Genomic DNA, 260 nt, shown 5'->3' on the forward strand with positions numbered 1-260 from the left:
ACGGCCTTTCGCATTCCAATCCTGTGTACCAAAACAACGCCGCCCTTTTTCTGAATACCCGTATATCCGTGGCATTGACTGCGCGAAACCACTTTCATCCAAATACACAATCGGTTTGCCTTCCTGTTCATAGCCGCTGATGCGCTCGGCAAACGCCTGACGACGCTGAGGATCAGCGCGAGGGTGTTTTAAGGTTTTTTTTAAGCGTGAGCCGAAGCCGTTTCAAAGCGTAATGAATCGCCGATTGTGAGACCCCGAGG

At 51.2% G+C, this 260-nt stretch carries 1 pseudogene; it reads right to left on the minus strand.

The window, feature by feature from the left end:
• Positions 1-172: 172 nt before the first annotated feature.
• Positions 173-260, minus strand: a pseudogene (locus AAC854_RS23560) (IS630 transposase-related protein); the annotation flags it as partial.

The organism is Xenorhabdus entomophaga, from assembly GCF_037996725.1.
GTDB classification, from domain to species: Bacteria; Pseudomonadota; Gammaproteobacteria; order Enterobacterales; family Enterobacteriaceae; genus Xenorhabdus; species Xenorhabdus khoisanae.